We start from the raw sequence: 23,203 nt of genomic DNA, 5'->3' as shown, positions 1-23,203 counted from the left end.
AAAAGAAATTTGCCTCGATATAAGAGGCAGCCTGGTGAGAAAGTGTCTATGAAAGCAGGTCTGTACCAACCCGATGAATTCAAGGATAACTGCGGTTTCGGCCTGATAGCCCACATGCAGGGCGAGCCCAGTCATACCCTTTTGCAAACGGCCATCGAGGCCCTGACCTGCATGACCCACCGCGGTGGGATCAACGCCGACGGCAAGACCGGTGACGGTTGCGGCTTGCTGATTCAAAAGCCCGACCAGTTCCTGCGCGCGGTCGCCAAAGAGCACTTCGCCGTCGAGCTGCCCAAGCAGTACGCCGTGGGCATGGTGTTTTTCAACCAGGACCCGGTTAAAGCCGAAGCTGCTCGCGAGAACATGAACCGCGAGATCGTTGCTGCCGGCCTGCAGCTCGTCGGCTGGCGCAAAGTGCCGATCGACACCAGCGTACTCGGCCGCCTGGCCCTGGAGCGCCTGCCGCAGATCGAACAAGTGTTCATCGCAGGCGACGGCCTGAGCGACCAGGACATGGCGATCAAGCTGTTCACGTCCCGTCGTCGTTCGTCGGTGGCCAACGCCGCCGATACCGACCACTACATCTGCAGCTTTTCCCACAAGACCATCATTTATAAAGGCCTGATGATGCCGGCGGACCTCACCGCCTTTTATCCGGACCTGAGCGATGAGCGCCTGCAAACCGCAATCTGCGTGTTTCACCAGCGCTTCTCCACCAACACCCTGCCGAAATGGCCGCTGGCCCAGCCATTCCGCTTCCTCGCCCACAACGGCGAGATCAACACTATTACCGGCAACCGCAACTGGGCCGTGGCCCGTCGCACCAAGTTCGCCAATGATTTGATGGACCTGGAAGAGCTCGGCCCGCTGGTCAATCGCGTCGGTTCCGACTCCTCCAGCATGGACAACATGCTCGAGCTGATGGTCACCGGCGGCATCGACCTGTTCCGTGGCGTGCGCATGATCATTCCGCCAGCGTGGCAGAACGTCGAGACCATGGACCCCGACCTGCGGGCGTTCTATGAGTACAACTCGATGCACATGGAACCGTGGGACGGCCCGGCCGGCGTGGTCATGACCGATGGTCGCTATGCGGTGTGCCTGCTCGACCGCAACGGCCTGCGCCCGGCGCGTTGGGTCACCACCACCAACGGCTTTATCACCCTGGCGTCGGAAATCGGCGTGTGGGACTACAAGCCTGAAGATGTGATCGCCAAAGGCCGCGTAGGCCCTGGCCAGATCCTCGCCGTGGACACCGAAACCGGGCAGATCCTCGATACCGACGCCATCGACAACCGTTTGAAGTCCCGTCACCCGTACAAGCAATGGCTGCGCAAGAACGCCCTGCGCATCCAGGCGACCATGGAAGACAACGACCACGGTTCGGCTTTCTACGACGTCGACCAGCTCAAGCAATACATGAAGATGTACCAGGTCACGTTCGAAGAGCGCGACCAGGTGCTGCGTCCGCTCGGCGAGCAAGGCTACGAGGCGGTCGGCTCCATGGGCGATGACACGCCGATGGCCGTGCTGTCCCAGCGTGTGCGCACGCCGTACGACTACTTCCGCCAGCAATTCGCCCAGGTGACCAACCCACCGATCGATCCGCTGCGCGAAGCGATCGTGATGTCTCTGGAAGTGTGTCTGGGTGCCGAGCGCAACATTTTCCAGGAATCGCCGGAGCACGCGTCGCGCGTGATCCTCAGCTCGCCGGTCGTTTCCCCGGCCAAGTGGCGCTCCTTGATGACCCTGGAGCGTCCGGGCTTCGACCGCCAGATCATTGACCTGAACTACGACGAGAGCCTGGGCCTTGAAGCCGCTGTGCGCAACGTCGCCGACCAGGCCGAAGAAGCCGTGCGCGCCGGTCGTACCCAGATCGTGCTGACCGACCGTCATATCGGCCCAGGCAAGCTGCCGATCCATGCCGCCCTGGCAACGGGCGCGGTGCACCACCGCCTGACTGAAAAGGGCCTGCGTTGCGACTCCAACATCCTCGTGGAAACCGCCACCGCCCGTGACCCGCATCACTTCGCCGTGTTGATCGGTTTCGGTGCCTCGGCTGTGTATCCGTTCCTTGCGTACGAAGTGCTCGGCGATCTGATTCGTACCGGTGAGGTGCTGGGCGACCTCTACGAAGTGTTCAAGAACTACCGTAAGGGCATCACCAAAGGCTTGCTGAAGATCCTGTCGAAGATGGGCATCTCCACCGTCACCTCCTACCGTGGCGCGCAACTGTTCGAGGCCATCGGCCTGTCCGAAGAAGTCTGCGAGCTGAGCTTCCGTGGTGTGCCGAGCCGCATCAAGGGTGCGCGTTTCGTCGACATCGAAGCCGAGCAGAAAGCCCTGGCGGCCGAAGCCTGGAGCGCGCGCAAGCCAATCCAGCAAGGCGGCCTGCTCAAGTTTGTGCACGGTGGCGAATACCATGCCTACAACCCGGACGTGGTCAGCACCCTTCAAGCCGCCGTGCAGCAGGGCGACTACGCCAAGTTCAAGCTGTACACGAGCCTGGTGGATAACCGCCCGGTGTCGATGATCCGCGACTTGTTCAAGGTCAAGACCCTGGACACGCCGCTGGCCATCAGCGAAATCGAACCGCTGGAATCGATCCTCAAGCGCTTCGACTCCGCCGGTATTTCCCTGGGCGCCTTGTCGCCCGAGGCTCACGAAGCCCTGGCCGAAGCCATGAACCGCCTGGGTGCGCGTTCCAACTCCGGCGAAGGCGGTGAAGACCCGGCGCGTTACGGCACTATCAAGAGCTCGAAAATCAAGCAGGTTGCCACCGGCCGTTTCGGGGTGACCCCGGAATACCTGGTCAACGCCGAAGTGCTGCAGATCAAAGTCGCGCAGGGCGCCAAGCCCGGTGAAGGCGGCCAACTGCCTGGCGGCAAGGTCAACGGCCTGATCGCCAAGTTGCGCTATGCGGTACCCGGCGTGACCCTGATTTCGCCGCCGCCGCATCACGACATCTATTCGATTGAAGATTTGTCGCAGCTGATTTTCGACCTCAAACAAGTCAATCCGCAGGCGTTGGTCTCGGTGAAGCTGGTAGCAGAGGCTGGCGTGGGCACCATCGCCGCCGGCGTGGCCAAGGCCTATGCCGACCTGATCACCATCTCCGGCTACGACGGCGGTACCGGCGCATCGCCGCTGACCTCGATCAAATACGCCGGTGCGCCATGGGAACTGGGCCTTGCCGAAACCCACCAGACCCTGCGCGGCAACGACCTGCGCGGCAAAGTTCGGGTACAGACCGACGGTGGCCTGAAAACCGGCCTCGACGTGATCAAGGCCGCAATCCTCGGCGCCGAGAGCTTCGGCTTCGGCACCGCGCCAATGATCGCCCTGGGCTGCAAATACCTGCGCATCTGCCATCTGAACAACTGCGCTACCGGCGTCGCCACTCAGAACGAAAAGCTGCGCAAGGATCACTACATCGGCACCGTCGACATGGTGGTGAACTTCTTCACCTACGTCGCCGAAGAGACCCGTGAGTGGCTGGCCAAGCTGGGCGTACGCTCGCTGGAAGAGCTGATCGGTCGTACCGATCTGCTGGATATCCTCGAAGGCCAGACCGCCAAGCAACAGCACCTGGACCTGACGCCGCTGTTGGGCAGCGATCACATCCCGGCAGACAAGCCACAATTCTGCCAGGTAGACCGCAACCCACCGTTCGACAAGGGCCTGTTGGCCGAGAAAATGGTCGACCTGGCCGGTTCGTCGATCAACGATGCCAGCGGTGGCGAATTCGCGCTGGATATCTGCAACTGCGACCGCTCCATCGGCGCTCGTGTTTCCGGCGAAATCGCACGCAAGCACGGCAACCAGGGCATGGCGAAAGCGCCGATCACCTTCCGTTTCAAGGGCACTGCGGGCCAGAGCTTCGGCGTGTGGAACGCCGGTGGCCTGCATATGTACCTGGAAGGCGACGCCAACGACTACGTGGGCAAGGGCATGACCGGCGGCAAGCTGGTGATCGTTCCGCCACTCGGCAGCGTCTACAAGTCGCAGGACAGCGCCATCATCGGCAACACCTGCTTGTACGGCGCCACCGGTGGCAAGCTGTTCGCCGCCGGTACCGCTGGTGAGCGTTTCGCCGTGCGTAACTCCGGTGCCCACACCGTGGTGGAAGGCACCGGCGATCACTGCTGCGAGTACATGACGGGAGGCTTTGTCGCGGTACTGGGCAAGACCGGTTACAACTTCGGTTCGGGCATGACCGGCGGTTTCGCCTACGTGCTCGACCAGGACAACACCTTCGTCGACAAGGTCAACCACGAGTTGGTCGAGATCCAGCGGATCAGCGGCGAAGCCATGGAGTCATACCGAAACCACTTGCAGCACGTGCTGGACGAGTACGTCGAGGAAACCGGCAGTGAATGGGGGCGTAACCTCGCCGAAAACCTCGATGACTACCTGCGTCGTTTCTGGCTGGTCAAGCCCAAGGCTGCCAACCTGAAATCGTTGCTTTCCAGCATCCGTGCCAACCCGCAGTGATATGCGCCTGAACAGTTTGATGAGGTTTTAACATGGCTGAACGTCTGAATAACGACTTCCAGTTCATCGATGTCGGGCGCAAAGATCCGAAGAAGAAACTGTTGCGTCAACGCAAGAAAGAGTTCGTGGAGATCTACGAACCCTTCAAACCCCAGCACTCGGCCGACCAGGCCCACCGCTGCCTGGGGTGCGGTAACCCGTATTGCGAATGGAAGTGCCCGGTGCACAACTTCATTCCCAACTGGCTCAAGTTGGTGGCCGAGGGCAACATCCTCGCCGCCGCCGAGCTGTCGCACCAGACCAACACCCTGCCGGAAGTCTGCGGCCGGGTGTGCCCGCAGGACCGTCTGTGCGAGGGCGCGTGCACCCTCAACGACGGTTTTGGCGCGGTGACCATCGGTTCGGTGGAGAAGTACATCACCGATACCGCGTTCGCCATGGGCTGGCGCCCGGACATGTCCAAGGTCAAGCCGACCGGCAAGCGCGTCGCGATCATCGGCGCGGGCCCTGCGGGCCTGGGCTGTGCCGACGTGCTGGTGCGTGGCGGCGTGACCCCGGTGGTGTTCGACAAGAACCCGGAAATCGGCGGCCTGCTGACCTTCGGCATCCCCGAGTTCAAGCTGGAAAAGACCGTACTGAGCAACCGTCGCGAAGTGTTCACCGGCATGGGCATCGAGTTCCGCCTGAACACCGAGATCGGCAAAGACATCACCATGGAGCAACTGCTCGCCGAATACGATGCGGTATTCATGGGCATGGGCACCTACACCTACATGAAGGGCGGCTTTGCCGGTGAAGACCTGCCGGGCGTGTACGACGCGCTCGACTTCCTGATCGCCAACGTCAACCGCAACCTGGGCTTTGAAAAGTCGCCGGAAGACTTCGTCGACATGAAAGGCAAGAAGGTCGTGGTGCTTGGCGGTGGCGACACCGCGATGGACTGCAATCGCACCTCGATCCGCCAGGGCGCCAAGTCGGTGACCTGTGCGTATCGCCGTGACGAAGCCAACATGCCCGGTTCGCGCAAAGAGGTGAAGAACGCCAAGGAAGAAGGCGTGAAATTCCTCTACAACCGCCAACCGATCGCGATTGTTGGTGAAGACCGCGTCGAAGGCGTGAAGGTGGTCGAGACCCGTCTCGGTGAACCGGACGCCCGTGGCCGTCGCAGCCCTGAGCCGATCCCGGGTTCCGAAGAGATCATCCCGGCCGACGCCGTGGTCATCGCCTTCGGTTTCCGCCCAAGCCCGGCGCCGTGGTTCGAGCAGTTCGAGATCCAGACCGACAGCCAGGGCCGTGTTGTGGCCCCGGAGCAAGGCCAGTACAAGCACCAGACCAGCAACCCGAAAATTTTCGCCGGCGGCGATATGGTGCGCGGCTCGGACCTGGTGGTAACCGCGATCTTCGAAGGCCGTAACGCCGCAGAAGGGATCCTGGACTACCTGCAAGTCTGACCCCGATCCCCGCTTGAAATGGGATCAAAATGTGGGAGGGGGCTTGCTCCCGATAGCGGTGTGTCAGTTTCAGTATCTATAACTGAACCACCGCAATCGGGAGCAAGCCCCCTCCCACATTGGTTTTGCAGCGTTTCCATGTCCGCGACAAATTGACCCGATAGACAAAAGGCACGGCGCATTCCGTGCCTTTTGCGTCGCGCTCTGAGAAAATGCCCTCACTTTTTTTGCGGATGCCGACATGACTGCCCTCAAGAACGACCGTTTCCTTCGTGCCCTGCTCAAGCAGCCCGTAGACGTCACGCCCGTGTGGATGATGCGTCAAGCCGGTCGCTACCTGCCGGAATACCGCGCCAGTCGCGCCAATGCCGGCGACTTCATGAGCCTGTGCATGAACCCTACGTTCGCCTGCGAAGTCACGATGCAGCCGCTGGACCGCTACCCGCAGCTGGATGCGGCCATCCTCTTCTCCGATATTCTCACCATCCCGGACGCCATGGGCCAAGGCCTGTACTTCGAGACCGGCGAAGGCCCGCGTTTCAGGAAAGTCGTCAGTACCCTGGCTGATATCGAAGCCTTGCCGATCCCTGATCCGCACAAAGACCTCGGCTACGTGATGGATGCCGTCAGCACCATCCGCCGCGAGCTCAACGGCCGCGTGCCACTGATTGGTTTCTCCGGCAGCCCATGGACCCTGGCCACTTATATGGTCGAAGGCGGCTCGTCGAAAGACTTCCGCAAGACCAAGGCCATGCTCTACGACAACCCGCACGCCATGCACCTGTTGCTGGACAAGCTGGCGCAGTCGGTCACGTCGTACCTCAATGGCCAGATCATGGCCGGCGCGCAAGCGGTGCAGATTTTCGATACCTGGGGCGGCAACCTGTCGGCGGCGGCGTACCAGGAATTCTCCCTGGCCTACATGCGCAAGATCGTCAGCGGCCTGATCCGCGAACACGAAGGCCGCAAGGTGCCGGTCATCCTGTTCACCAAGGGTGGTGGCCTGTGGCTGGAAAGCATCGCCGACGCCGGTGCCGATGCCCTGGGCCTGGACTGGACCTGCGACATTGGCGAAGCCCGCCGCCGCGTTGGTAACCAGGTCGCGCTGCAAGGCAACATGGACCCGACCGTGCTGTACGCCAAGCCGGAAGCGATCCGCACCGAAGTCGGGCGCATCCTCGCCAGCTACGGCAAAGGCACCGGGCACGTGTTCAACCTGGGTCATGGCATCACCCCGGAAGTGAACCCGGAGCATGCCGGCGCGTTCCTGCGCGCGGTGCACGAGCTGTCGGCGCAATATCACGAGTAACAGGCAAGACCAATGTGGGAAGGGGGTGCCCCCTCCCACATTTTGACCTGTGAATACATTTCAACGCTGGGAGGGGGATTGCCCCCGATAGCGCCAGTGCAACCAGTACTGCTCATAAAGTGAACACCCGAGCCCAAAGCGCCACCTTTTAGCGCGTCGCAAATAGATAAGTAGCTCGCGAACGATTTCTCCCTCGACCACCCGTCTCCCGTGCGTTGGGTGACAGACTTCTCCTACGCCCGCAAAGCGCCTTCCCACAAGTGCTACCGATCTGCTCACGGCCCTCTGGGCCCCGGCCTCGTGCGTCATATCTCGCGTTTAATCGGCGGGCTTATATAGACGCATCAACAGGTCGTTTTCAGGATTTGTTGAATGGCTATTCAATTTCAGGCATGGCATTTGCTCTATCAATTCAAAGCCTCTCTCCCTCTCAGGAGATGAGCGCAATAACAAGAGCCTCGCCTGAGGCCATCACCCGCTTTGTGTGAGGAGATACTGCGATGACGTCGTTCAACTCCGGGGCTCAACCCCAGAACCGTGCGCCTCAATCCATCGGCTTTTTGCTGCTGGACAATTTCACGCTGATTTCCCTGGCGTCGGCCGTGGAACCTCTGCGCATGGCCAACCAGCTGTCCGGCCGCGAGTTGTATCGCTGGACAACCCTGAGTGTCGACGGCAACCAAGTATGGGCCAGTGACGGCCTGCAGATCACCCCCGATGCCGCCATGCACAAGGCTCCAGCCCTGGACACGGTGATCGTGTGCGGTGGCGTGGGCATCCAGCGCACCGTCACCCGCGAACACGTGTCGTGGCTGCAAAGCCAGGCGCGTCAATCCCGTCGTCTCGGTGCGGTCTGCACCGGCAGTTGGGCCCTGGCCTGTGCGGGCCTGCTCGACGGTTTCGATTGCAGCGTGCATTGGGAATGCCTGGCGTCGATGCAGGAAGCGTTTCCCCGCGTGGCCATGAGCACACGCCTGTTCACCCTCGATCGCAACCGCTTCACCAGCTCCGGCGGCACCGCGCCGTTGGACATGATGCTGCACCTGATCAGCCGCGACCACGGCCGTGAGCTGTCGGCCGCCATCTCCGAGATGTTCGTGTACGAACGCATCCGCAACGAACAGGATCACCAGCGTGTGCCGCTCAAGCACATGCTCGGCACCAACCAGCCGAAGCTGCAGGAAATCGTGGCGCTGATGGAAGCCAACCTGGAAGAGCCCATCGACCTGGACGAACTGGCGGTCTATGTCGCCGTGTCGCGTCGCCAGCTGGAGCGGTTGTTCCAGAAATACCTGCACTGTTCGCCGTCGCGCTACTACCTCAAGTTGCGCCTGATCCGTGCGCGGCAGTTGCTCAAGCAAACGCCGATGTCGATCATCGAAGTGGCGTCGGTGTGCGGGTTTGTGTCCACCCCGCATTTCTCCAAGTGCTACCGCGAATACTTCGGCATTCCGCCGCGCGATGAGCGTGTAGGCTCCAACACCACCCAGCAGGTGGCGATGCTGCCGATTCCGCAGGCGCTGGTGTTGTCACCGTTGTCGGGGCCGATGTCGGCGTTGAGCCAGGCCAGGAATGAGTCGACTTTCGCCAGTGTAAGGCTCTAGACCGGGTTGACTGCATCGGGGGCAAGCCCCCTCCCACATTTGATTTGTGAACACAGTCAAAGGTGGGAGGGGGCTTGCCCCCCGATAGCACTCTGTCAGGCGCCGGAGCTCTGCCTGAACTGCATCAAGGCCGGCAACAACTGCTTATCGATCGCCTGACGCACCGCCGGCAGAATCGTCGCGCTGCCGCTGTACATCCGCTCAACCATGCCCTTGAGCGCCTTGGCCCGTGCCTCGCTCAAACCGCGTACCGCGCACTCGCAAGCCTGCTCGGCAGTGGCACCGCTGGACACTTCGAAACCCAACGAGCGCAGTTGGCCCAACAGGTCATCCTGGTCAATCAAATCCGCATGCATCATGACGTTTATCCTGGTGAGGGGAGCGGGGTTCGACCTCGATTCTGGTAGCCGCCCAGGCGGTCGGCAAGGGCAGAATGCGTGAATGCCTCAGATGGCTATGAGGGTGTCGTTTTCGGGCCATGCGCCAGGTGCACTTACCGGCACACTGGTCCCAGGCACGCAGCTTGATGGTTTGGTCACCCTCCGGATGCACGGCTCACACAAGGCACTCTGCCCCGATCCAGTCACGGCTGGCTCGGGGCTTTTTTTGCCGGCAAACCAATGACACGGCCAAGCAGGGCGGGCATTGGCAGCTCGGCCTGTGCGGCGCTGATGGCAGCCAGACGTTCCAGCGCGGCCTCGGTGAACGGCGTGGCATGCGGCCCCGCCAGGTCGACATGCAGCAGCATCTGTTCGTTGCCGGCCAGTTCCTTGTCATCCCCCACCGGGTGCAGGCTGTGATAGAGATGCAGGCGCTTGGCGTCGTGGGCGATCAGCTGGGTGCGCACCTCCACTTCGGCTCCCAGCTTCACTTCGTGCAGGTAGTTCAGATGCAACTCGAGGGTGAACAGCGAGTGGCCGCTGGCTTCGCGGTTGTCACTGTCCAGGCCCAGCATGTCCATCAGTGCGTCGGTAGCGTAGCTGAAGATCAGCAGGTAGAACGCATCGCGCAGGTGGCCGTTGTAGTCGACCCATTCAGGCAGGATTTGAGTGGTGTAGGTCTTCAATGCGGGCATGGATCCAGACTCGGTCAAGAATGTGAGTTATTCGGCAAAGCTCATGCCGTGTTTGGCTTTAGTCACTTTGACTGCCTCCAATACCGCCAGCAGGCAATCATCACGATAGCGCTCCAGCGCCGCAATGCTGTGTTTGCCTAACTGGTCGCGGGTGCCATCGACCACATCGTCGATCAACTTGTCGGTGAGTTCCGGCGCCGGCAAATAGGTCCACGGCAACTGCAATGCCGGGCCGAACTGCGCCATGAAGTGGCGCATGCCCGCATCGCCACCGGCCAGGGTGTAGGTGAGGAAGGTGCCCATGAACGACCAGCGCAGCCCGGCGCCAAAGCGAATCGCGTCGTCGATTTCGCCCGTGGTCGCCACGCCATCGTTGACCAGGTGCAGCGCCTCGCGCCACAGCGCTTCCAGCAGGCGGTCAGCAATAAACCCCGGCACTTCCTTGCGCACGTGCAGTGGGCGCATGCCGAGGGATTCATAGACCTTGATCGCGGCCTGGATCGCCTCCGGCGCGGTGTGCTTGCCGCCGACCACTTCCACCAACGGCAGCAGGTAAACCGGGTTGAACGGGTGGCCAACCACGCAACGCTCCGGGTGGGTGGCGCGCTCGTAGAACTCACTCGGCAACAGGCCGGAAGTACTCGAGCCGATCAGCGCATTTGGCTTGGCTGCGGCGCTGATCTTGCTGTGCAAATCCAGTTTCAGCTCCAGGCGTTCCGGGGCGCTTTCCTGGATGAAGTCGGCGTCCCTTACGCATTCCTCAATGGTGGCAACAAAGCGCAGGCGCGACTGGGATGCTCCCGGCGCCAGGCCTTGTTGCTCCAGGGCGGCCCAGGCGTTGGCGACACGTTTGCGCAGGGCCGCTTCGGCGCCGGGTGCCGGGTCCCAGGCCACGACGTCCAGGCCGTGGGCGAGGGCGCGGGACACCCAGCCGCTGCCGATAACACCGCTGCCGAGGGCGGCGAAGGTTTTGATTTCGGTGATAAAGCTCATTGGCACATTCCTAAAGCGTTCGGTGATCCCTTGTGGGAGGGGGCTTGCTCCTGATGACGGTGTTTCAGTCATGCATCTTTAGGCTGAGCCACCGCTATCGGGAGCAAGCCCCCTCCCACATTTTTGATTTGGTTTTGGCAGGGACTAGCCGCGTTTGGCCAGGCCCATCTTGATGCGACCTTCCGCCGGGGTCATGACCCGCGCCCCGAGGCGGCTGAGGATTTCACCGGCGCGCTCCACCAACTGCCCATTGGTGGCAAGCACGCCTTTGTCCAGCCACAAGTTGTCTTCCAGGCCGACTCGCACGTTGCCGCCCAGCAGCACCGCCTGCGCCGCCATCGGCATCTGCATGCGGCCGATGCCGAAGCCGGCCCACACGGCGTCGGCGGGCAAGTTGTCGACCATGGCTTTCATGGTGGTGGTGTCGGCCGGCGCGCCCCACGGGATGCCCAGGCACAGTTGAAACAGCGGGTTGTCGAGCAGGCCCTCCTTGATCATCTGCTTGGCGAACCACAGGTGGCCGGTGTCGAAAATCTCCAGCTCGGCTTTAACGCCCAACGCCTGGATACGCTTGGCGCCGGCGCGCAATTGCGCCGGAGTGGACACGTAAATGGTGTCGCCATCGCCGAAGTTCAGGGTGCCGCAATCGAGGGTGCAGATTTCCGGCAGCAATTCCTCGACATGGGCCAGGCGCGTCAGTGGGCCGACCAGGTCGGTGTTGGGACCAAACTCCATGGGGTGCTCGCCACTGCCGATCTCCAGGTCGCCGCCCATACCGGCAGTGAGGTTGACGATGATGTCGATGTCGGCCTCGCGGATGCGCTCCATCACTTCGCGGTACAGCGCCACGTCGCGGCTGAACTTGCCGGTGTGCGGGTCACGCACATGGCAGTGCACCACGGTCGCGCCGGCCTTGGCGGCTTCCACGGCGGCGGCCGCGATTTGTTTGGGGGTGACCGGCACGTGCGGGCTTCTGGCGGTCGTGTCGCCAGCACCGGTGAGTGCGCAGGTGATGATGACGTCGTGGTTCATGAGGCGGTTCCTTACAGGCGTGGGGGTGCCGTTCGCAGTCGGTCGGGGCTGCGAAGCGGTGTCTTGAACAGGTTATTTAACGGTCAGTTGGAGGTTGGCCGCCGCCGGCTTGCCATCGAAGGTGGTCACACCTTCCAGCCAGCGCGCCTGGTCTTGCGGGTGATCCTTGAGCCACTGCTTGGCCGACTCAATGGGGTCCTTGTGATCCAGCAAGGGCTGCATCATCCGGCTCTCATCGGCGGCGGTGAAGGTCAGGTTGGTCAACAACTTGTGGACGTTGGGGCACTGCTCGGCATAGGTCGGCGCGGTGACGGTCCACACGGTCGCCCTGCCTTCATTGGGCCCCAGGGCGTCTTCGCTGCCGGTGAGGTAAGTCATGGCGACGTTGACGTTCATCGGGTGCGGCGCCCAGCCGAAGAACACCACGGGTTCCTTGCGCCGTACCGCACGGTCGACCGCAGAGAGCATGGCCGCTTCGCTGGATTCGACCAGTTGGAACTTGCCCAGGCCGAACTGGTTCTTGGCGATCATGGCCTTGATCTGGGTATTGGCGCCCGAACCCGGCTCGATGCCGTAGATCTTGCCGCCCAACTCTTTTTCGAAGCGGGCGATGTCGGCAAAGGTTTTCAGGCCCTTGTCCGCCAGGTAAGTCGGCACGGCGAGGGTAGCGCGCGCGTCTTCCAGGCTCGGCTTGTCGAGCACTTTGACTTGCTTGGCGTCGACGAACGGCGTGATGGTCTGGGTCATCAGCGGGTTCCAGTAGCCCAGGAACAGATCCAGGCGCTGGTCGCGGATGCCGGCAAAGATGATCTGCTGGGAGGCGCTGGTCTGTTTGGTCTTGTAGCCGAGCCCGTCGAGCAGCACTTGGGTCATGGCGCTGGTGGCGATCACGTCGGTCCAGTTCACCACGCCCAGGCGCACGTTCTGGCAGGAAGCGGCATCCGCTGCCATGACGGGGGTGCTCAAAATAGCGCTGACGCTGAGTGCAAGCACGCTGCGGCTGATCAGTCGGTTCATGGTGGAGCCCTCGGCAGGTCGTTATTGTGGGGCCGGCGTCTTTGTGCGCCGTGGTGCCACGTTACGCAGCTTGGCTGGTGACAAAACGCACGGCGGCGACCCACTTTTGCACTGCAGCGACCTGCCCCTTGAATCCGCCCAGGAACGGGAGTATCACAGTGCCACGCTGCCGGTCCGACGAGAGCGCCACCATGTCCCAGGATTTCTACTTTTTACTGATGCCGGGGTTCTCGGCCATTGGCTTTATTTCCGCGCTGGAGCCGCTGCGGGTGGCGAATCGCTTCCGTGGCGAGCTGTACCGCTGGCATGTCTTGAGCGCCGATGGCGGTGCGGTATTGGCGAGCAACGGCATGTCGGTCAATGCCGACGCCGCACTGGAACCGCTGAAGAAAGGCGCAACGCTGCTGGTGGTGGCCGGCTTCGAACCGCTGCAGTTCGCCACGCCCGCGCTGGAACACTGGCTGCGCCGTCTCGACCACGACGGCGTGACCCTCGGCGCCATCGACACCGGCGCCTGTGTGCTGGCCGAAGCGGGCCTGCTCGACGGCCACCGCCTGACCTTGCACTGGGAAGCCATCGATGCGTTCAAGGAATCGTATCCGCACCTGAGCGTCACTCAGGAACTGTTCGAGATCGACCGCCGTCGCATCACCTGCGCCGGCGGCACCGCGTCCATCGACCTGATGCTCGACCTGATCGCCCAGGCCCACGGCCCGGACCTGGCGATCCAGGTGTCCGAACAGTTCGTGCTGGGCCGCATCCGCCCGCGCAAAGACCACCAGCGCATGCAGATCGCCACGCGCTACGGCATCAACAACAAGAAGCTGGTGCACGTGATCGGCGAGATGGAGCAACACACCGAGCCACCGCTGAGCACCCTGGCGCTGGCCGACGCGATCAAGGTCACCCGGCGCCAACTGGAGCGCTTGTTCCGCCTGCATCTGAACGACACACCCAGCAACTTCTACCTGCGCCTGCGCCTGGAAAAAGCCCGGCAACTGCTGCGCCAGAGCGATATGAGCGTGCTGGAAGTGAGTATTGCTTGCGGGTTCGAGTCGCCGTCGTATTTCACCCGCAGCTATCGGGCGAGGTTTGCGAAATGTCCGAGGGAGGATCGGCGACGGGAGGTGGTTTGATCGTTTTTTAGTCAATTATAGGCGCGACTATAATTTATAGTTGTTTCTATAATTAGGTATAAAAGCGGCCGGCACCGCGGATCAAATGTGGGAGGGGGCTTGCCCCCGATAGCGGTGGGTCAGCAGCACATAAGTGACTGACACACCGCCATCGGGGGCAAGCCCCCTCCCACAGTAGATTTTGGTGTGGCTTATTTCTTCAGCAGGGCCGAACACGCCGCCTTGTAAGCTTCATGCTGATACTTGTTCAGCGTGGCAGGCAGATCAAAGTTGCGCTTCTTGTTCTGCGCATTGATGGTTTGCGGTGACAAAAGCGTCACCTCCACCCCGTCCAGCAACTGAAACACCCCTTCAATCTTGAACGTCGTCGGGCCACCGGCGAATTCGCCTTTCTTGCTGCGTTTCTTGATCGCGATACGGGTGATGGCGTTTGCCTGCACGAACGCTTTCACCTGGACGGCGAAGGCTTTGACGTTGGCGGCTTCGTCGTCATCTTCAAGGGCGATTTTCTTGGTGGCCAGAGCGACGTGGGTCAGCGCCAGGCCATCCAGGGAGGCGACGGCGATGATGGCTTCGCTGCCTTTGATTTCGATGCCGCAGATAGTCATATGAGTACTCAGGGATGTCAGGCGGAAAGTGACGTTATGATGTTTATTTAATTCGCTGGCATGGGGTCGTCTGGAACCAGGCTGACGAGTTTGTACTGACGACCGATTTTTATTTTTCCAGGTTCCGGCTCAAGCGTCAGGTCGTAGGTGATGTGCGTCACCAGTAGAAACTTCACGCCGCTTTTATCGTTCATAAAGCCTTTCGTACGACGAACCGTATCGGGGTCGTAATCGAGCTCCATTCCTTTCAGGTAGCGCGTTGTCAAGATATAAGATAGAGGCAGCGAATGATCCAGGAGCGTTAGCTTTTTATCCTCAAGAGAAACAGTGGTCTCTGAGGGCACTGTCAATGCGTGACCTTCGCTGAGTGCGTCCTGCTGGAAAGTGCTGCAGTACTGTAGTTCCAAGTTAGTGGCGTGTCGCGAACTGGCGCTGCCAACATACAGCAATGTTCGGTGGGCATGGGTATTGTCAAGTTGAAGTTGCAGCTGTTCAAAGTCAAGCGCTTTGAAGCGACTGTATTGCGTATAGAAACGCTTGGCTTCAAGAAAAGCAACTCCCTCTTTTTCGTTGCCGTTTGGAAAAGTGAATTTTACAAGTATGGCAATATCTCCATACTTGGTTTCAAAATTCTTTCCGGCAAATTTGTAAAGGTCCCATGCGACGTTTTGAGGGGCGGGAGATGTGATCGTTACTTTTTTCAACTTCTTGGTAAAACTGTTCAGTATTTTGTAGGTGATGATGTCTTCGTCCCACCCTCTGTCGAGGTCGGAGGTTACTGCTTTATTTATTAGGAAGTCTATTTTTTCCAGCCATTCTGACGGCGTAAGTTTCATGCAAAGTCCATTTAAAAATAGTCAGGTAGTAGCGTTGAAAAGGTGGGCTTATTCCTGCCCAATCGACTCCAAAAACTCCGACCGCTCGTCACTCATCCGCGCCAGGCAATCATTCAGCGCAATCGCATACGCCTTGGTCCCGGTCGCCGCCGGGAAGGTGTCCACCGCGCAATCGGCATCGCGCAGTTTTTCCCACTTCTGCTGGGCATCCTTCAGACGAGCGGTAATGTCGGCGAGCTTGGTCTTGTCGCTGCCGTAGGTGGACCCCATGCGTTCCAGCAGGCCCTGATAGTTGTCTTTCAACAATTGCTCGGCGGTAGTTTTGTTGTAGGTGGCGCATTCCAGGGTTTGCTGGTCGTTCTCGATGCCGTCGCACGGCGTGCTGTCGGTGTCTTCGGCGGCGTGGACGCCGGTTGCGATGAGTGCCAAAGCCAGGAAAATCGATTTCATTGCGCCGTCTCATATCAGGTGATGCGGAATTCTGGCTCAAGCGTAAGACAAAGAACAGTCGCCAGTCAGGCATGTCTACACAGGCTTTGTCGCGGATTGACGCTTTCGGCAATTCCCCTGTCGTTTTTGCACCCGGCTCCGTCGGCCCCTGGGCATATGCTGGCCCCAAAGCGCCGGCAGACGATTCGGCGCATGAATCGCCAATAAGGGGACGCCTGATGAGCCCAGCCGAGTTGCACGCCGACAGCATCGTTATCGACGGTCTGATTATTGCCAAGTGGAACCGCGACCTGTTCGAAGACATGCGCAAAGGTGGCCTGACGGCCGCCAACTGCACGGTGTCGGTGTGGGAAGGCTTCCAGGCCACGATCAATAACATCGTCGCCAGCCAGACCCTGATCCGCGAAAACAGCGACCTGGTGATCCCGGTGAAAACCACCGCCGATATCCGTCGCGCCAAGGAGCAGGGCAAGACCGGCATCATCTTCGGCTTCCAGAATGCCCACGCGTTTGAAGACCAGCTCGGCTATGTCGAGATCTTCAAACAGCTCGGCGTCGGTGTGGTGCAGATGTGCTACAACACCCAGAACCTGGTGGGCACCGGCTGCTACGAGCGCGACGGTGGCCTGTCGGGTTTCGGGCGTGAGATTGTCGGCGAGATGAACCGCGTCGGCATCATGTGCGACCTGTCCCACGTCGGTTCCAAGACCAGCGAAGAAGTCATCCTCGAATCGAAAAAACCGGTGTGCTATTCCCACTGCCTGCCCTCGGGCCTCAAGGAGCACCCGCGCAACAAATCCGATGAAGAACTCAAGTTCATCGCCGACCACGGCGGGTTTGTCGGCGTGACCATGTTCGCGCCGTTCCTGGCCAAGGGTATCGATTCGACCATCGACGATTACGCCGAAGCCATCGAATACACCATGAACATCGTCGGCGAAGACGCCATCGGCATCGGCACCGACTTCACCCAGGGCCATGGCCAGGATTTCTTTGAAATGCTGACCCATGACAAAGGCTACGCCCGCCGCCTGACCAGCTTTGGCAAGATCATCAACCCGCTGGGCATCCGCACCGTGGGCGAGTTTCCCAACCTCACCGAGACCCTGCTCAAGCGCGGCCATCCTGAACGCGTGGTGCGCAAGATCATGGGCGAGAACTGGGTCAATGTCTTGAAAGACGTCTGGGGCGAATAAGCCAGACACCCACCGGCAACACCACTACGAATTTTTCTGGAGTTAAGTTTCCATGGCCAAGATCGCCCCGCAATTGCCAATCGAAGTCGACAGCGAAACCGGTGTCTGGACCTCCGACGCCCTGCCGATGCTGTACGTGCCGCGCCATTTCTTCGTCAACAACCACATGGGCATCGAAGAAGTGCTGGGTGCCGACGCCTACGCCGAGATCCTCTACAAGGCCGGCTACAAGTCCGCCTGGCACTGGTGTGAAAAAGAAGCCGAGTGCCACGGCCTGGAAGGCGTCGCGGTGTTCGAGCACTACATGAAGCGCCTGTCGCAACGCGGCTGGGGCCTGTTCAAGATCCAGGACATCGACCTGGATAAAGGCACCGCCAGCGTCAAGCTGGAACATTCGGCCTTCGTCTACGTGTACGGCAAGGTCGGGCGCAAAGTCGACTACATGTTCACCGGCTGGTTTGCCGGCGCGATGGACCAGATCCTTCAAGCGCGTGGCAGCACTATTCGCACTGTGGCCGAACAAGTCTACGGAGGCTCCGAAGAGGGCCACGATGATGGCCTGTTCACCGTCAAGCCGTTGTAAGCCGAGGACCGTGCCATGGCTTTCGAAGCAATGTTCCAACCGATTCAGATCGGCAAACTGACCATCCGCAACCGCGTGCTCAGTACCGCCCACGCCGAGGTGTATGCCACCGACGGCGGCATGACCACCGACCGCTATGTGAAGTACTACGAAGAGAAGGCCAAGGGCGGTATCGGCCTGGCGATCTGCGGCGGCTCCTCGGTGGTGGCCATCGACAGTCCCCAGGAATGGTGGAGTTCGGTGAACCTGTCCACTGACCGCATCATCCCGCACTTCCAGAACCTGGCCGACGCCATGCACAAGCATGGCGCCAAGATCATGATCCAGATTACCCACATGGGCCGTCGCTCGCGTTGGGACGGCTTCAACTGGCCGACCCTGATGTCGCCGTCCGGCGTGCGTGAGCCGGTGCACCGTGCCACCTGCAAGACCATCGAGCCGGAAGAGATCTGGCGCGTGATCGGCAACTATGCCAGCGCCGCCAAGCGCGCCAAGGCCGGTGGCCTGGACGGGGTGGAACTGTCCGCCGTGCACCAGCACATGATCGACCAGTTTTGGAGTCCGCGGGTCAACAAGCGCACCGACGAATGGGGCGGTACCTTCGAAGGCCGCATGAAGTTCGGCCTGGAAGTGTTGAAGGCCGTGCGCGCCGAAGTCGGTGACGATTTCTGTGTGGGCATGCGCCTGTGCGGCGACGAGTTCCACCCGGACGGCCTGTCCCACGAGGACATGAAGCAGATCGCCAAGTATTACGACGACACCGGCATGCTCGACTTCATTGGCGTGGTGGGCTCGGGGTGCGATACGCACAACACCCTGGCCAACGTGATCCCGAACATGAGTTACCCGCCGGAGCCGTTCCTGCACCTGGCGGCCGGTATCAAGGAAGTGGTGAAAGTCCCGGTGCTGCACGCGCAGAACATCAAGGACCCGAACCAGGCCACGCGCATTCTGGAAGGCGGCTACGTGGACATGGTCGGCATGACCCGCGCCCATATTGCCGACCCGCACCTGATCGCCAAGATCAAGATGGGCCAGATCGACCAGATCAAACAGTGCGTCGGCGCCAACTATTGCATCGATCGCCAGTACCAGGGCCTGGATGTGCTGTGCATCCAGAACGCCGCGACCTCCCGTGAATACATGGGCGTGCCGCACATTATTGAGAAGTCCACCGGGCCCAAACGCAAAGTCGTGGTGGTCGGTGCTGGCCCTGCGGGGATGGAAGCGGCGCGCGTCGCCGCCGAACGTGGCCACGACGTAACCCTGCTGGAGAAGAAAGAATTTATCGGCGGGCAAATCACCACCGCATCGAAAGCGCCACAGCGTGACCAGATCGCCGGTATCACCCGCTGGTTCCAGTTGGAGCTGGCACGCTTGAAAGTCGACCTGCGCCTGGGTGTGGCGGCTGATGCCGAAACTATCCTCGACCTGCGCCCGGACGTGGTGGTGCTGGCCGTCGGTGGGCATCCGTTCATTGAACAGAACGAACACTGGGGCGCTGCCGAAGGCCTGGTGGTGAGCAGTTGGGACGTGCTCGACGGCAAAGTCGCACCGGGCAAGAACGTGCTGGTGTACGACACCATCTGCGAATTCACCGGCATGTCGGTGGCGGATTTCCTTGCGGACAAAGGCTGCCAGGTCGAGATCGTCACTGACGATATCAAGCCGGGCGTGGCCATCGGCGGTACGTCGTTCCCGACTTACTACCGCAGCATGTACCCCAAGGAAGTGATCATGACCGGCGACATGATGCTGGAAAAGGTCTACCGCGAAGGCGACAAGCTGGTGGCGGTGCTGGAGAACGAATACACCGGGGCCAAGGAAGAGCGGGTGGTTGACCAGGTGGTGGTGGAGAACGGCGTGCGCCCGGACGAGGCGATTTATTACGGGCTCAAGGAAGGTTCGCGCAACAAGGGCCAGATAGACGTCGAAGCCCTGTTCGCGATCAAGCCGCAGCCGTGCCTGAGCGAAGCGGGTGAAGGGTACTTGTTGTTCCGCATCGGTGACTGTGTGGCCCAGCGCAATACCCATGCCGCGATCTATGACGCCCTGCGCTTGTGCAAGGATTTCTAAGCCGACACCGAACCAAAGTGGACTCGGTCCAAATGTGGGAGGGGGCTTGCTCCCGATAGCGGTGGGTCAGCTACAGCTATATCGACTGACACTCCGCCATCGGGAGCAAGCCCCCTCCCACATTTCAAGGCCAGTTTCACAGTAGACCTGTGTGGTCTGTGGGAGCTTCACCATGTTGAACACCTTGCTGCCTATTCTTTTGTTTGCCGCCCTAGGCCTTGCCGTCCTCGGCGCCCTGCGCCGGGTGAACATGTGGCGCCGTGGCCGCGCCTCCAAGGTCGACCTGCTCGGCGGCCTGTTGGCCATGCCCAAGCGCTACATGGTCGACCTGCACCATGTGGTCGCCCGCGACAAATACATCGCCAATACCCACGTCGCTACTGCGCTGGGCTTTGTGCTGTCGGCGCTGCTGGCGATCCTGGTGCACGGTTTCGGCCTGCACAACCGTATCCTCGGCTACGCCTTGTTGCTGGCTTCGGTGCTGATGTTTGTCGGCGCCATCTTCATGTACCTGCGCCGCCGCAACCCGCCCGCGCGCCTGTCGAAGGGCCCGTGGATGCGCTTGCCGAAAAGCCTGATGGCGTTCTCGGTCAGCTTTTTCCTGGTGACGCTGCCGGTGGCCGGCATCTTGCCCGCTGACTTCGGCGGCTGGCTGCTGGCCGCGTTGTTGAGCGTGGGCGTGCTGTGGGGCGTGTCTGAAATGTTCTTCGGCATGACCTGGGGCGGCCCGATGAAGCACGCCTTCGCCGGTGCCTTGCACCTGGCCTGGCACCGCCGCGCCGAGCGCTTTGGGGGCGGGCGTTCCACCGGTTTGAAACCGCTGGACCTGAGCGACAAAACCGCGCCGTTGGGCGTGGAAAAACCCAAGGACTTCACCTGGAACCAACTGCTCGGTTTCGACGCCTGCGTGCAGTGCGGCAAGTGCGAAGCCGCTTGCCCGGCGTTCGCCGCCGGCCAGCCGCTGAACCCGAAAAAGCTGATCCAGGACATGGTGGTCGGCCTGGCCGGTGGCACCGATGCCAAGTTCGCCGGCAGCCCCTATCCAGGCAAACCGGTAGGCGAGCACGGCGGCAACCCGCACCAGCCGATCGTCAACGGCCTGGTGGACGCCGAAACCCTGTGGTCATGCACCACCTGCCGCGCCTGCGTGGAAGAGTGCCCGATGATGATCGAGCACGTGGACGCCATCGTCGACATGCGCCGCTACCTCACCCTGGAAAAGGGCGCAACGCCGAACAAAGGCGCCGAAGTCCTGGAAAACCTGATCGCCACCGACAACCCCGGCGGCTTCGCACCCGGCGGCCGGCTGAACTGGGCGGCGGATTTGAACCTGCCGCTGCTCAGCGAAAAAGGCAGCTGCGAGGTGCTGTTCTGGGTCGGCGACGGTGCCTTCGACATGCGCAACCAACGCACCCTGCGCGCGTTCGTCAAAGTGCTCAAGGCGGCCAGGGTCGACTTCGCCGTGCTTGGCCTGGAAGAGCGCGACAGCGGCGACGTGGCACGGCGCCTGGGCGATGAAGCGACCTTTCAGTTGCTGGCTTCGCGCAATATTCAGACCCTGGCCAAGTACAGCTTCAAGCGCATCGTCACCTGCGATCCGCACAGTTTTCATGTGCTGAAAAACGAATACGGCGCCTTCAACGGCAACTACCTCGTACAGCACCACAGCACCTTCATGGCCGAGCTGATCGGCGAGGGCGCGCTGAACCTGGGTCAGCACAAAGGCAACAGCGTGACCTATCACGACCCCTGCTACCTGGGCCGCTACAACGGCGAGTACGAAGCGCCGCGCCAGGTGCTGCGGGCGCTGGGCATCGAGGTCAAGGAGATGCAACGCTCGGGCTTTCGTTCACGCTGCTGCGGCGGCGGTGGCGGCGCGCCGATCACCGACATCCCCGGCAAGCAACGCATCCCGGACATGCGCATGGACGACATCCGCGAGACCGGCGCCGAACTGGTAGCTGTGGGTTGCCCGCAGTGCACGGCGATGCTTGAAGGCGTGGTCGAACCGCGCCCGTTGATCAAAGACATTGCCGAATTGGTGGCCGACGCCTTGCTTGAAGATGCGGCACCGGCCAAGGCGCCCAACAAGCGTGAACCTGCGGAGGTGCATTGATGAGCGACATTATCCGCCGCGATCCCCGTGCCGAATGGATCGCCCGTAACCGTCTTCATCCTTTGCACGCGGCGATGCAGCCCGTGCAACAGAGCTGGATGGGGCCCAACGGTGTGATCCGCAAGAACGTGCATGGTATTGGTTTTATCGGCCCCAACGGGATCAAGCGTATCGACCGCAGTGGCGCCCAGCAGGGCGGTGCGGCCAAGCGTACGGCGGCGGTCGAGGTGCTGTTGCCGCTGCACCAGGTGCCGACGCCGGCGTTCTACATCAATGTGGTGCCGGACATGGTCGGCGGCCGCCTGAGCAGCCACGACCGCGATTTGCTTGGCCTGGCCCGGCAACTTGCCGGCAGTGACGGCGCGGTACTGGCGGTGGTGTTTGGTGAACATAAGGAAAGCGCGTTTGCTACAGCGGGTGTAGACCGCCTGCTGGTGCTGGACGGTCACGAGTTCGACGGTTATTCACCGGAGCAGCGCGTCCAGGGCCTGCGGGCTGTGGATAACCAGTTCAACCCGCGTCATTGGTTGCTGCCGGACAGCCGCAGCGGCGGCGGCGAGCTGGGGCGGCGCTTTGCCGCCAGCCTCAAGGAGCGCCCGGCCACGCGGGTGTGGCAGATCAAAGGCCAGGCGTGCATCGGCCGCGCCGGTGCGGGCCAGGAAGATCTGGCCCGGCCATTGCCGCGCCTGATCCTCGCGGCCGCTGAATGTGCTGATCCGGTCAGCGAGACGCGCCATGAAGTCTTGCCCGTGGAGTTATCCACAACCCTCGCGCGCAGCCTGCCACGTATCGAAGACCTCGGCGCCGTGGCGGTAGACCCGGCGGCGATTCCCATGGCTGAAGCGGAATTCATTTTTTCTGGCGGCAACGGCGTGAAGGACTGGGCGCTGTTCCACCAGACCGCCGCCGCTTTGGGCGCCACCGAGGGCGCGTCGCGGGTGGCGGTGGACGATGGCTATATGGCGCGTGATCGCCAGGTCGGCGCCAGCGGCACTTGGGTCACGGCTCGGGTGTACGTGGCCGTAGGCATCTCCGGGGCGATCCAGCACCTGCAAGGCATCGGTGCCTGCGACAAGGTGGTGGCGATCAACCTCGACCCGGGTTGCGACATGATCAAGCGTGCCGACCTGTCGGTGATCGGCGAAAGCGCCGCGATTCTGCAAGCCTTGATCGCTGCGGTCGAGGCCCACCGCAACGGCGCCAAGCGCGATGCAGCCTAGGGATATG

The 23,203-nt window shown here is 61.4% G+C and carries 18 protein-coding genes; 10 read left to right on the top strand and 8 right to left on the bottom strand.

The window, feature by feature from the left end; translation table 11 throughout:
- Positions 1-48: 48 nt before the first annotated feature.
- The 4 genes from gltB to C4J89_RS24630 all read left to right on the top strand — a co-directional run bounded on the left by gltB (position 49) and on the right by C4J89_RS24630 (position 8,858).
- The gene (gltB, locus tag C4J89_RS24645) at positions 49-4,494 is read left to right on the top strand and encodes a glutamate synthase large subunit (RefSeq protein ID WP_124415774.1); all 4,446 of its coding nucleotides are present in this window, start codon (positions 49-51) and stop codon (positions 4,492-4,494) included.
- 32 nt (positions 4,495-4,526) lie between these two features.
- On the top strand, positions 4,527-5,945 hold the full coding sequence (locus C4J89_RS24640; RefSeq protein WP_003171228.1) for an FAD-dependent oxidoreductase: 1,419 nt from the start codon (positions 4,527-4,529) through the stop codon (positions 5,943-5,945).
- A 241-nt stretch (positions 5,946-6,186) separates the two neighbouring features.
- On the top strand, positions 6,187-7,254 hold the full coding sequence (hemE, locus tag C4J89_RS24635) for a uroporphyrinogen decarboxylase (RefSeq protein ID WP_124368627.1): 1,068 nt from the start codon (positions 6,187-6,189) through the stop codon (positions 7,252-7,254).
- Positions 7,255-7,754: 500 nt separating this feature from the next.
- A complete protein-coding gene (locus C4J89_RS24630) occupies positions 7,755-8,858 on the top strand; it encodes a GlxA family transcriptional regulator (RefSeq protein ID WP_124364728.1) in 1,104 nt (367 codons plus the stop codon).
- Between the two features lie 95 nt (positions 8,859-8,953).
- On the opposite strand, the gene C4J89_RS24625 is transcribed toward C4J89_RS24630, so the two are convergent.
- The 5 genes from C4J89_RS24625 to C4J89_RS24605 all read right to left on the bottom strand — a co-directional run bounded on the left by C4J89_RS24625 (position 8,954) and on the right by C4J89_RS24605 (position 12,975).
- The gene (locus tag C4J89_RS24625; RefSeq protein ID WP_124415773.1) at positions 8,954-9,217 is read right to left on the bottom strand and encodes a hypothetical protein; all 264 of its coding nucleotides are present in this window, start codon (positions 9,215-9,217) and stop codon (positions 8,954-8,956) included.
- A gap of 224 nt (positions 9,218-9,441) precedes the next feature.
- The gene (locus C4J89_RS24620; RefSeq protein ID WP_124364726.1) at positions 9,442-9,933 is read right to left on the bottom strand and encodes a thioesterase family protein; all 492 of its coding nucleotides are present in this window, start codon (positions 9,931-9,933) and stop codon (positions 9,442-9,444) included.
- Positions 9,934-9,960: 27 nt separating this feature from the next.
- Positions 9,961-10,926, bottom strand: a complete 966-nt coding sequence (locus C4J89_RS24615) for an L-carnitine dehydrogenase (RefSeq protein ID WP_124415772.1) — start codon at positions 10,924-10,926, stop codon at positions 9,961-9,963.
- 144 nt (positions 10,927-11,070) lie between these two features.
- Positions 11,071-11,958, bottom strand: coding sequence for a 3-keto-5-aminohexanoate cleavage protein (locus C4J89_RS24610; protein WP_124364724.1), 888 nt, complete (start codon positions 11,956-11,958; stop codon positions 11,071-11,073).
- A 72-nt stretch (positions 11,959-12,030) separates the two neighbouring features.
- Positions 12,031-12,975, bottom strand: a complete 945-nt coding sequence (locus C4J89_RS24605; RefSeq protein ID WP_124364723.1) for a choline ABC transporter substrate-binding protein — start codon at positions 12,973-12,975, stop codon at positions 12,031-12,033.
- 191 nt (positions 12,976-13,166) lie between these two features.
- Here C4J89_RS24605 and C4J89_RS24600 point away from each other — a divergent pair, with 191 nt between their 5' ends.
- Entirely contained in the window at positions 13,167-14,111 is a 945-nt protein-coding gene (locus C4J89_RS24600; RefSeq protein WP_164487607.1) for a GlxA family transcriptional regulator, read from the top strand.
- 191 nt (positions 14,112-14,302) lie between these two features.
- Here the strand turns inward: C4J89_RS24600 and C4J89_RS24595 are convergent, their stop codons facing one another.
- From C4J89_RS24595 to C4J89_RS24585, 3 genes are read right to left on the bottom strand one after another with little or no spacing between them, the layout of a single operon-like run.
- Positions 14,303-14,719: a DUF3010 family protein gene (locus C4J89_RS24595; RefSeq protein ID WP_124415770.1), complete on the bottom strand. Its 417-nt coding sequence runs from the start codon at positions 14,717-14,719 to the stop codon at positions 14,303-14,305.
- Between the two features lie 47 nt (positions 14,720-14,766).
- The gene (locus tag C4J89_RS24590; protein ID WP_124415769.1) at positions 14,767-15,555 is read right to left on the bottom strand and encodes a hypothetical protein; all 789 of its coding nucleotides are present in this window, start codon (positions 15,553-15,555) and stop codon (positions 14,767-14,769) included.
- 48 nt (positions 15,556-15,603) lie between these two features.
- Positions 15,604-16,005 (bottom strand): lysozyme inhibitor LprI family protein, encoded by a 402-nt coding sequence (locus tag C4J89_RS24585; RefSeq protein WP_124364720.1) that lies wholly within the window; start codon positions 16,003-16,005, stop codon positions 15,604-15,606.
- A 218-nt stretch (positions 16,006-16,223) separates the two neighbouring features.
- Here C4J89_RS24585 and C4J89_RS24580 point away from each other — a divergent pair, with 218 nt between their 5' ends.
- The 5 genes from C4J89_RS24580 to C4J89_RS24560 all read left to right on the top strand — a co-directional run bounded on the left by C4J89_RS24580 (position 16,224) and on the right by C4J89_RS24560 (position 23,196).
- Complete coding sequence (locus C4J89_RS24580) at positions 16,224-17,201, top strand: dipeptidase (RefSeq protein ID WP_017531059.1); 978 nt, start codon at positions 16,224-16,226, stop codon at positions 17,199-17,201.
- 52 nt (positions 17,202-17,253) lie between these two features.
- On the top strand, positions 17,254-17,784 hold the full coding sequence (locus C4J89_RS24575) for a DUF5943 domain-containing protein (protein ID WP_122542214.1): 531 nt from the start codon (positions 17,254-17,256) through the stop codon (positions 17,782-17,784).
- Positions 17,785-17,799: 15 nt separating this feature from the next.
- A complete protein-coding gene (gene dgcA / locus C4J89_RS24570; protein WP_124368618.1) occupies positions 17,800-19,860 on the top strand; it encodes a dimethylglycine demethylation protein DgcA in 2,061 nt (686 codons plus the stop codon).
- 172 nt (positions 19,861-20,032) lie between these two features.
- Entirely contained in the window at positions 20,033-21,976 is a 1,944-nt protein-coding gene (dgcB, locus tag C4J89_RS24565) for a dimethylglycine demethylation protein DgcB (protein ID WP_124415768.1), read from the top strand.
- Positions 21,976-23,196, top strand: coding sequence for an electron transfer flavoprotein subunit alpha/FixB family protein (locus C4J89_RS24560; RefSeq protein ID WP_124415767.1), 1,221 nt, complete (start codon positions 21,976-21,978; stop codon positions 23,194-23,196). The genes dgcB and C4J89_RS24560 overlap by 1 nt, the downstream gene beginning before the upstream one ends.
- The last annotated feature ends 7 nt before the right edge of the window (positions 23,197-23,203 follow it).

The organism is Pseudomonas sp. R4-35-07 (assembly GCF_003852235.1).
Lineage (GTDB): Bacteria > Pseudomonadota > Gammaproteobacteria > Pseudomonadales > Pseudomonadaceae > Aquipseudomonas.
This window is presented reverse-complemented; position numbering and strand designations above follow the sequence as displayed.

What these genes read in the sequence shown, in the direction of transcription:
- C4J89_RS24625 (WP_124415773.1), bottom strand. Translation starts at nt 9,217, where the DNA reads ATGATGCATGCGGATTTGATTGACCAGGATGACCTGTTGGGCCAACTG.
- C4J89_RS24605 (WP_124364723.1), bottom strand. Translation starts at nt 12,975, where the DNA reads ATGAACCGACTGATCAGCCGCAGCGTGCTTGCACTCAGCGTCAGCGCT.
- gltB (WP_124415774.1), top strand. Translation starts at nt 49, where the DNA reads ATGAAAGCAGGTCTGTACCAACCCGATGAATTCAAGGATAACTGCGGT.
- C4J89_RS24600 (WP_164487607.1), top strand. Translation starts at nt 13,167, where the DNA reads ATGTCCCAGGATTTCTACTTTTTACTGATGCCGGGGTTCTCGGCCATT.
- dgcA (WP_124368618.1), top strand. Translation starts at nt 17,800, where the DNA reads ATGGCTTTCGAAGCAATGTTCCAACCGATTCAGATCGGCAAACTGACC.
- C4J89_RS24575 (WP_122542214.1), top strand. Translation starts at nt 17,254, where the DNA reads ATGGCCAAGATCGCCCCGCAATTGCCAATCGAAGTCGACAGCGAAACC.
- C4J89_RS24630 (WP_124364728.1), top strand. Translation starts at nt 7,755, where the DNA reads ATGACGTCGTTCAACTCCGGGGCTCAACCCCAGAACCGTGCGCCTCAA.
- C4J89_RS24580 (WP_017531059.1), top strand. Translation starts at nt 16,224, where the DNA reads ATGAGCCCAGCCGAGTTGCACGCCGACAGCATCGTTATCGACGGTCTG.
- dgcB (WP_124415768.1), top strand. Translation starts at nt 20,033, where the DNA reads ATGTTGAACACCTTGCTGCCTATTCTTTTGTTTGCCGCCCTAGGCCTT.
- C4J89_RS24610 (WP_124364724.1), bottom strand. Translation starts at nt 11,958, where the DNA reads ATGAACCACGACGTCATCATCACCTGCGCACTCACCGGTGCTGGCGAC.
- C4J89_RS24585 (WP_124364720.1), bottom strand. Translation starts at nt 16,005, where the DNA reads ATGAAATCGATTTTCCTGGCTTTGGCACTCATCGCAACCGGCGTCCAC.
- C4J89_RS24595 (WP_124415770.1), bottom strand. Translation starts at nt 14,719, where the DNA reads ATGACTATCTGCGGCATCGAAATCAAAGGCAGCGAAGCCATCATCGCC.
- hemE (WP_124368627.1), top strand. Translation starts at nt 6,187, where the DNA reads ATGACTGCCCTCAAGAACGACCGTTTCCTTCGTGCCCTGCTCAAGCAG.
- C4J89_RS24590 (WP_124415769.1), bottom strand. Translation starts at nt 15,555, where the DNA reads ATGAAACTTACGCCGTCAGAATGGCTGGAAAAAATAGACTTCCTAATA.
- C4J89_RS24615 (WP_124415772.1), bottom strand. Translation starts at nt 10,926, where the DNA reads ATGAGCTTTATCACCGAAATCAAAACCTTCGCCGCCCTCGGCAGCGGT.
- C4J89_RS24560 (WP_124415767.1), top strand. Translation starts at nt 21,976, where the DNA reads ATGAGCGACATTATCCGCCGCGATCCCCGTGCCGAATGGATCGCCCGT.
- C4J89_RS24620 (WP_124364726.1), bottom strand. Translation starts at nt 9,933, where the DNA reads ATGCCCGCATTGAAGACCTACACCACTCAAATCCTGCCTGAATGGGTC.
- C4J89_RS24640 (WP_003171228.1), top strand. Translation starts at nt 4,527, where the DNA reads ATGGCTGAACGTCTGAATAACGACTTCCAGTTCATCGATGTCGGGCGC.